The 8,259-nt window shown below is 60.3% G+C and carries 8 protein-coding genes and 1 tRNA gene; 6 read left to right on the forward strand and 3 right to left on the reverse strand.

Annotated features, from left to right (window positions below):
* Nucleotides 1-199: 199 nt before the first annotated feature.
* Nucleotides 200-1,069, reverse strand: a complete 870-nt coding sequence (locus C7S18_RS02555; RefSeq protein ID WP_106890069.1) for a PhzF family phenazine biosynthesis protein — start codon at nt 1,067-1,069, stop codon at nt 200-202.
* Nucleotides 1,066-1,659, reverse strand: coding sequence for a copper chaperone PCu(A)C (locus C7S18_RS02560; RefSeq protein ID WP_106890070.1), 594 nt, complete (start codon nt 1,657-1,659; stop codon nt 1,066-1,068). Before C7S18_RS02560 ends, C7S18_RS02555 begins: the two co-directional genes overlap by 4 nt.
* A 74-nt stretch (nt 1,660-1,733) precedes the next feature.
* On the opposite strand from C7S18_RS02560, the gene C7S18_RS02565 reads away from it, so the two are divergent.
* Nucleotides 1,734-2,504, forward strand: coding sequence for an enoyl-CoA hydratase/isomerase family protein (locus C7S18_RS02565; RefSeq protein ID WP_206207962.1), 771 nt, complete (start codon nt 1,734-1,736; stop codon nt 2,502-2,504).
* A 90-nt stretch (nt 2,505-2,594) separates the two neighbouring features.
* Here the strand turns inward: C7S18_RS02565 and C7S18_RS02570 are convergent, their stop codons facing one another.
* On the reverse strand, nt 2,595-4,988 hold the full coding sequence (locus C7S18_RS02570; protein ID WP_106890072.1) for a WD40/YVTN/BNR-like repeat-containing protein: 2,394 nt from the start codon (nt 4,986-4,988) through the stop codon (nt 2,595-2,597).
* Between the two features lie 336 nt (nt 4,989-5,324).
* On the opposite strand from C7S18_RS02570, the gene rnt reads away from it, so the two are divergent.
* The 5 genes from rnt (at nt 5,325) to C7S18_RS02595 (ending at nt 7,478) form a co-directional block, all read left to right on the forward strand.
* The gene (rnt, locus tag C7S18_RS02575) at nt 5,325-5,984 is read left to right on the forward strand and encodes a ribonuclease T (protein WP_106890073.1); all 660 of its coding nucleotides are present in this window, start codon (nt 5,325-5,327) and stop codon (nt 5,982-5,984) included.
* Between the two features lie 4 nt (nt 5,985-5,988).
* The gene (locus C7S18_RS02580) at nt 5,989-6,273 is read left to right on the forward strand and encodes an FmdB family zinc ribbon protein (protein WP_170113063.1); all 285 of its coding nucleotides are present in this window, start codon (nt 5,989-5,991) and stop codon (nt 6,271-6,273) included.
* Between the two features lie 240 nt (nt 6,274-6,513).
* Nucleotides 6,514-6,945, forward strand: a complete 432-nt coding sequence (rplM, locus tag C7S18_RS02585) for a 50S ribosomal protein L13 (RefSeq protein WP_106890075.1) — start codon at nt 6,514-6,516, stop codon at nt 6,943-6,945.
* Nucleotides 6,946-6,960: 15 nt separating this feature from the next.
* On the forward strand, nt 6,961-7,353 hold the full coding sequence (gene rpsI, locus C7S18_RS02590; RefSeq protein ID WP_106890076.1) for a 30S ribosomal protein S9: 393 nt from the start codon (nt 6,961-6,963) through the stop codon (nt 7,351-7,353).
* A 51-nt stretch (nt 7,354-7,404) separates the two neighbouring features.
* Nucleotides 7,405-7,478 (forward strand) — tRNA-Gln (locus tag C7S18_RS02595).
* The last annotated feature ends 781 nt before the right edge of the window (nt 7,479-8,259 follow it).

An 8,259-nucleotide genomic window follows, 5' to 3' on the forward strand; every position in this document is an offset into this window, starting at 1 on the left:
CCTCCTACAAAAAGCGAACGGTGAAGCCGCAAGAATGGTTCGGGCCTGAAGGCCCTCCTACAAAAAGCGAACGGTGATGCGGCAAGATTGGTTCGGGCCTGAAGGCCCTCCAAAAAAACAAAATCCGGCTTGCAGCAGGCTTGGTCGGGGCATCAAGGCAATCCCACAAAGTTGCACTGTCCGCCAGCTAATACCATGACTACAACCGCACTTGCCCTTCGCTGATCAGAAATGCACCGCCGCCGATCTCGATTCGGCGATCGGCATGAATCTGCACCTGCACGCGACCATCGCGATGGCAGGCGCGGCCTTGGCGTGCTGCATAGGCGGTTGTGAATCGGGGTTGTTTCGCCGCGGCCTGCAACACCGCCGCCACCGATGCATTGCCACTGCCGCAAACGGGGTCTTCGTCGATGCCATCCGCAGGTGCGAACGAGCGCACTTCGTATTGATCTGCCGACTTGCGACCATAACTGCCAAACACCGTCACGCCGGTTGCGCCGCCGTCATTGGAAAGCGCCGCTAGCGCAGAGAAGTTTGGTCGCAACGCCAGCACCTGATCAGCTTGTTCCAGGTCCAATACCAACCACTTCGCTCCGACATTGACATGTTGCACCGGGCGCGATGCGCAACCTAGCGCAGAACAGATCCGCTCCGCTTCAGCCGGATCCACGGGTGTGATTTTCGGGCTCGGTGCCTGCACCAGATACTGGCGATCACTCAAATTTCCGATGGCACGCAACGGCATCAGCCCAGCCCCACATTCCTGCACGACCTGTTTTTGGCGCGCGCCAATGCGCCGGTTCCACAGCATCGCGAACGCCGAGCCGATCGACGGGTGTCCGGCAAAAGGCAACTCGGTGCGCGGTGTGAAAATCCGCACGCGATAATCCGCACCAAATTGGGTTGGCCGCTGGATAAATGTGGTTTCGGAAAAATTTGTCCAGCGCGCGAAATCCTGCATGCGCTCGGTGCTGAGACCATCGGCATCAAGTACCACGGCCAGCCCATTGCCTTGTAGCGGCTTCAGCCCAAAGACATCGACTTCCAGCAGGGTTCGAGTTTTCATTGATTGGGGAGCCTCTGAACAAGTTCAGAGGCGATGCGCGCCATGGATGGCCCGCCCAGAATCGAGCACGGAAGTTCTTGATTGTGGAGCCCCGAGTCCGGACATGTGCCGGACTCGGGGCGGGTCTGAAAGTCCAGGATGGACTTACTCAGACCCTCCTTAGGCGGATAGACGCGCAGGCGGACGCTGACGTCGCCGGCACTGGTATGAAAGGTCACAGTCGCCTCGGTGCCTACCGGCATTTTCTGTTTTGGCCCAATCAACATCAGGTGCCAGCCACCAGGCGCGAGCTTCAAGGTGTCGTTTGCCTTGATTGTGTAAGGATCGGCCCGGCGCATTTTCATCATGCCGCCCGCCATACTCATCTCGTGCAATTCAACTTTCTCGAACTCCGGGCTCGCCAGCGACTGAATGAGCAGATCGCGGTTTGAGCCGTTGCGGAGCTCGCCATAACCGGCCAGCACTTCAGCAGTCGGTGGCGCCAGCCGAATCCAAGGGTCAAACACGGTTAGTGCCGGCGATTCAGCGGTCGTGGCGGCATTCGCCATGATCGAGCAACCAAGGAGCAGTGTAGCGAGCAGTCTTTTCATAGGGCAGGCTGAATGGAGGGAGCCGGTAACCTCGCTATGATAACCACCCTCTATCCGAACCGAGACTGTCTGCCATGATCGAAGTGCTGAAACATGATGCCATTTGGGAATTGCGGTTCAGTCGTCCGCCGGTGAATGCGATTTCGCCCGAGTTCGCCACCACGCTCCGTGACTTGATTCGCCGTGCTCCGGCCGAGGGCGCCCGCGCAATCGTCCTCTCCGGTCAGCCGAACATGTTCTCGGCCGGGCTGGATGTGGTCAGCCTACTCAAGCTTGATCGGAACGGGACTCTGCAGTTCTGGCGCGACTTCTTTGATCTGATGGCCAGTATCGCGCGTTGTCCTGTACCCGTGGTCGCCGCCATTACCGGGCATTCGCCGGCCGGCGGAGCGGTACTCGCGATTTTCTGTGATTACCGCGTGATGGCGGCGTCCGCTGATCCGGCCAAGCCATTCCGCATTGGGCTGAACGAAGTGCAAGTCGGCCTGACCGTTCCGGCCGTCATTCAAGAGGCGTTCGGGCGCCTGATTGGCAAGTATCGCGCCGAGCGCCTGATGGTGCAGGGCGCGATGATCACGGCCGAGGAGGCCGTCCAGATCGGCATGGTCGACACACTCGCGCCGGTTTCCGAGGTCGTCAATACCGCACTGGATTGGTGCCGCCGACATCTGGCGTTGCCGCCGGTCGCGATGAGCACGACTCGTCGTATCGCCCGCGCCGATCTGGCTGACCTAATGGGCGACCCGGCACGTTTCCCGGCTGAAGACTTTGTCAACAGCTGGTTCGGCGACGAAACGCAAGCAACCTTGCATGCATTGGTCGCCAAACTGAAGGCCAAAGGCTGAGTCGTTCGATTCTGCAACGAGCTGGTTTAGCACCAACAAAAACGCCGGGCTTTGGGCCCGGCGTTTTGGTTTGCAGAGGCAGTTGTTCAGTTACGGCGTCAGTTCCCAGAAGCCGCGACCGAATGTTGAAACGCGCATCTTGTCGGAGGCCGGCGAGATGTAGAAGTCGGTCGTGTTGACCAATGGCAGGCCTGTGCCGAAGCGTGTCCAGGTTGCACCGCTGTCGGTGGACTTGTAGACGCCCAGGTGGGTGGCGGCATAGACAACGTTGCTGGCACCTGGATCGGTGGTCACTTCATTCACCGGCACGCCAGTCGGGAAGCCCGAGCCTGAGCCATCAATGGCAGTGAACGTCGTGCCGCCGTTGGTTGACTTCCAGAGATGTGTCGCCGTTGCCACTGGCGCAACCGAGGCCACATAGATGGTGCTCGGATTCGTGCGGTCATAGGCAATCGAGTTGATCGACGAGCTATTGTTTGGCAGCGTGCCGCCCAAGGTCCACGACGTGCCACCGTTAGTGGTGAAATACACGCGACCGCCGCTTGCTGAAATGCCCACGTTGTTGACGTTGCTCTGCGCAACGTCGACATTGCGGATCACGAAGCTCGTGGTCGGCAAACCAGTTGTGCCAAGCGCCGTCCAACTGGTCGCATAGTTGGTCGACTTATAGACCTTCAGGTTCACGTGCGTAAACACCGTATTGCCCGTGCTGTCGCCGTCCCATGCGGTGATATGGGTGATAAACGGCGCCGAGGCAGAGTTGTTCGACTCCGTAATACCACTCGATGCAGTGGCGAACGTCGTACCACCGTTCGTGCTCTTGTAAATGCGGGCGTAATAGAGCGAGCCGAGCATCTGGCTGCCGTTGACCTTGTGGATGTGCGAGCCGAAGCCGTCACCGCCGATGTACTGATTGAATGTGCTCGTAGTCCCCGAACGGACGCGCGTGCCGTTGTCCTGGAAGCCGCCGATCACGGCATTCGGCGCGGCGGGCGATGAGCCCACTGAGTAGATCAGGTGCGAGGCGATGCCGACATTCAGATCATCCGTCCAGGAGGTGCCGAAATTTGTCGACTTGAAGATGCCACCGTCGCTGCCGACATACATGGTGCCGTTCGACGCGAACGCCGCCGCGTGCATATCAGCGTGGACATACGGCAGGCTGAACTGGGCGAGCCAGTTGCTCATCTGCGTGAACGTGGCCGACGTGCCGGATGTCGCCGTCACGCCCTTCGCCAGCAGCAGTGAGCCGCCGAAGAAGAACGTGTTCGAGTCGGTCGGGTGCACGATCAGCATGTGGTTGTACCAACCCTGGCCGTTCAAGATGGTCACCGGCTTGGTCGATTCGGTGTTTGTGTTGCTGTAGCGCGTCGCTGTTTTGGCTGCGCCGAGTGACGTCCAGGTCGTGCCACCGTTCGTGGAACGAAGAATGTCGGCGAGGTCAGAGCTCGTGGTTGCAAGCGGTTTTGCCGCCATGGCGTACACAATCGAGCGATTGCTTGGTGCCGAGGCGATCGAGACGCGACCAATGCCGCCAGAAACCGTTGGCGTCGATTGCGTCCAGGTGGCGCCGTTGTCGGTTGAACGCCAGTACTGGCCCGAGGTGGTGCCAGAGGTCGCGGCCGGGTTGGCTTCCAAGGTTACCCCGAAGCTGCCTGTGCCAATGTTCTCCAGATCCCAAACGGAGGATGCCACGGCGAAGCCTGTGCTCAGGCTGACCTGAGTGAAGCTGCTGCCGCCATTGGTGGAGCGGAACAGCCCCGCGTCGGTTGCGGCGAGGACGATTTGGTTGTTGCTGGCGGAGACGATCAGATCACGGATCTGCGTAGCGCTTCCGAGGTACACCGGCGCGCTCCAGGTCTCGCCGCCATTCGTCGACTTGACGAGGCCAAGACCGGTGCCGTCAAACGCATCGCCGAGACCCAGGTACAGCGTTTGCGAATTCGTTGGGTCCATGGCCAGCGACCCGGCTGACAGCGAGCCCAGCGTCTCGGTCTTTGGCTGCCAGGACACACCGCCATCCGTGGTCTTCCAGAGACCGCCACCGGCCGTCGCCAGATAAATCGTGTTGACATTGCTCGGATCGACGATGATTTCGACCGGTCGGCCAGAGTCGGCGACATTGTTCAGCGTGCTGGAACCGTTTTTGATAACCGTGGCATTCGTCGGGCCGATGTTGACCCAAGTATTCCCCGGAACCGGCGCCAGAATCTGGTCTGGCAAGGTTGACGGCTGAAACGCTGTCCCGACAGGCATCTGGCGCGCCCACCGGCTGCGCTCGCGTGCCGCCGCGTCGTTCATGAAGCGCTTGAACTTGGCGTCATACGGCGTTTCGTAGAACGATTCCATGGCTTTGCGGCGTGCCGTGGCGTCGTCAGTTTCCGGTGCGTCCCGAGACGCGGACATACTTTGCGCCAACGTGAAGCCAGAGAGCAGGCTCAGCGTCAAACCGGCAGCGATGGGTGTTACACGCACGTGCTTCATCAACGAACTCCCCTGTGTGGATCTTGATTTGCAGCGAGCCGGCCGGCCTTTTGCAGGTCGGCTGCGGTGCTGATGGTGTGGAATTGATGCTGGGATCCCGGATCCCCCTGGCGGCCGACACTCTAATCAGTCCTAAGGCGGAGTCACGCGGCAACGCAACAATGTAAACGTTTGTTTTTACAGGCTTTGCTGCCGGGAATCAGGCGCAGCGAGATGACAGCGCTCCCAGCGGCCATCGCGAATTTGGCGCCGCCGGCCCCCACATCCGCGCACTAAAGCGCCATTTCTGAACGAGCCGGTTTGCAGTGGCGAAAACAGGCGGGCTATGCTGCGGGTATGTCCATGCCCCAATTTTCCGCCACGCTCTCCGAACGGTTTCGTGGCTATCTGCCAGTGGTTGTCGATGTCGAAACCGGTGGCTTTGACAGCGAACGCGACGCGCTCCTTGAGATCGCAGCCCAACCGATTCTGATGAAAGCGGACGGGCAGGTGTATCCGGGCGAGTTGGTCAGTACCCATGTCATGCCGTTCCCGGGCGCGAACATCGATCCGCGTTCGCTCGAAATCAACGGCATTGATCCCACGCATCCGCTGCGCGGTGCCCGCGACGAGCGGGAGGCGCTCGATCACTTGTTTGCGCCGATTCGCAAAGTGATGAAGCAGCATGACTGCACGCGCGCGATCCTGGTTGGTCACAATGCCAATTTCGACTTGAGCTTTGTGAACGCCGCAATTCGGCGGACGGGGCACAAGCGGAGTCCGTTTCACCCGTTTTCGTGCTTCGATACCGTCACGTTGGCCGGATTGGCGCTCGGCCAAACGGTGTTGTCCAAAGCCTTGTTTCAAGCGGGCCTTGACTGGCGTGGTGAAGAAGCGCACTCGGCTGTTTACGATACCGAACGCACTGCGGAACTCTTCTGTGTCATTGTGAATCAATGGAAGCAGTTCCTGGATGGCGGTATCCAGGCGGTGGCCGAACAAAAGCTGGAGGTCTGAGCGAATGCCTATCTACGAATATGTGGCTGCCACAGCAGGCGAGGCTTGTGATCACTGCCGGAACGGGTTTGATGAACTGCAACGGCTGTCCGACTCCGATCTCAAGTTCTGCCCGATCTGCACGCAGCCGGTGGTGCGGCGGATATCGGCGCCTGCGCTCGCTACCAGCGGCAGCCATTTGCTGAAGGAAGACCATTTCTCGAAGCGTGGCTTCACCCAGTACAAGCGCGTGGAGAAGGGGCGGTACGAGAAAACCGCTGGCAATGGTCCGGATACCTTTTCTGCCTGAATGTGGCGACAACGATTAGCGCGCCATGGTGGCGCTGGTCTTGTCAGAAGGGCGCGATTCATTCACACTATCGGACTCACTCCAGCGACCGCTGGCAGGTGCCTACCCGATTTTCCCCTCCTTCCGCCAGGTGACTGGCGCCGGTTGGTGATTGGCTGCGGCGCTGCTCGCCGGTCTTGCCGTCAGGCAAGAAAACCGTTATAGTCGCCGGCCTTTTTTCCCAAACCTTACGAGTTTCCTATGAAGACCGTCAGCGCCAACGCCCAAACCGTCAAGCGCGACTGGTATTTGGTCGATGCGACAGATAAGACGCTCGGCCGATTGGCCAGCGAGCTCGCTTTCCGCTTGCGCGGCAAGCACAAGCCGACCTTTACCCCGCATGCCGACGCTGGCGATTACTTCGTGGTCGTGAACGCCGAGAAGATTGCTGCTACTGGCAACAAGATGCAGGACAAGATGTATCACCGGTTCACCGGTTACATCGGTAACCTGCGCACGATCTCGCTGCGCGACCTGCTCGCCACCCACCCGGAGCGCGCGATCGAAATCGCCGTCAAGGGCATGCTGCCGAAGAATCCGCTCGGCCGTTCGATGGCACGCAAGCTGAAGATTTACCGTGGCGCCGAGCATCCGCATCAGGCGCAACAACCCCAAGCCCTCAACCTCGGCTAATTGGTAGCGATACGCATGGCAACCACTCAAAATTACGGCACCGGCCGTCGCAAGTCCTCCGCCGCTCGCGTGTTCCTGCGCCCGGGTAAGGGTCAGATCACGGTTAACGACAAATCGTTGGACGAGTTCTTCGGTCGCGAAACGTCGCGCATGATCGTGCGCCAGCCGCTCGACGTCGTGAACATGGGCGACAAGTTTGACATCCTGGTCACCGTCGAAGGCGGCGGTATCACGGGTCAAGCTGGCGCGATCCGCCTCGGCCTCGCCCGCGCGCTGGTCGAATACGATGAAACGCTGAAGTCGCCGCTGCGCAAAGCCGGCTACCTGACCCGCGACGCCCGTGAAGTCGAGCGTAAGAAGGTCGGTCTGCACAAAGCCCGTCGCGCGACGCAGTACTCCAAGCGCTAATCCCGCCGAGTACCAAGATGCCAGGCCCAGCCCTGGCATCCCCCGATCCAATGGGGGATCGTTCAACGGTAGGACAACGGACTCTGACTCCGTTTATCTAGGTTCGAATCCTAGTCCCCCAGCCACACAGCAAAGAGCCCGCGCAGCGGGCTTTTTGCTGTGTGGCTGGGGGACAGCTTTGAGCCTACGCGCCAGTGCCAGCAAATCAAGAACGTGCGACACGGATCGATGCGCTGGCGCGTAGGTTCGACGCCGAAGGCAGGATGCCGTAGGCGGACGGCGTAGCCGGCCCGAAGGGCGCAGGCCAGGAAGGCCTGCGCATATCCTAGTCCCCCAGCCACACAGCAAAGAGCCCGCGCCAGCGGGCTTTTTGCTGTGTGGCTGGGGGACAGCTTCGAACCTACGCGCCAGCGCCCACAAAGCCTGATCATGCGAAACAGCTTAGTGCGCTGGCGCGCAGGTTCGACGCCGAAGGCAGGATGCCGAAGGCGGACGGCGGAGCCGGCCCGAAGGGCGCAGGCCAGGAAGGCCTGCGCATATCCTAGTCCCAGCGCCTGAGCAAAGAGCCCGCGCAGCGGGCTTTTTGCTGTGTGGCTGGGGGACAGCTTCGAAGCTACGCGCCAGCGCCGATTAAGCAAGAGCCTGGCGTGAATATCATCAGAGCCGAATAGCCCTTCTTGTGTCCGCAACGCCCCTGATTGACAGAGGGGGCATCAATCCCATCCCGAATCACGTCCGGGGGAACGAGCGTCGGATTGGGAACCCTTGCGAGACTGCTTCTTCAGTAACCGCAAACAGAAAGCAGCCAGCCCACTTCGCCGCGGAGCGGGTCGACCACGGGCAAGGCTGCCGCATTCACCGGTCAAGTGCTTACCGGGCAATGAATTTCTCCTGAATGCCAGGGCG

The organism is Ahniella affigens (genome assembly GCF_003015185.1).
Lineage (GTDB): Bacteria > Pseudomonadota > Gammaproteobacteria > Xanthomonadales > Ahniellaceae > Ahniella > Ahniella affigens.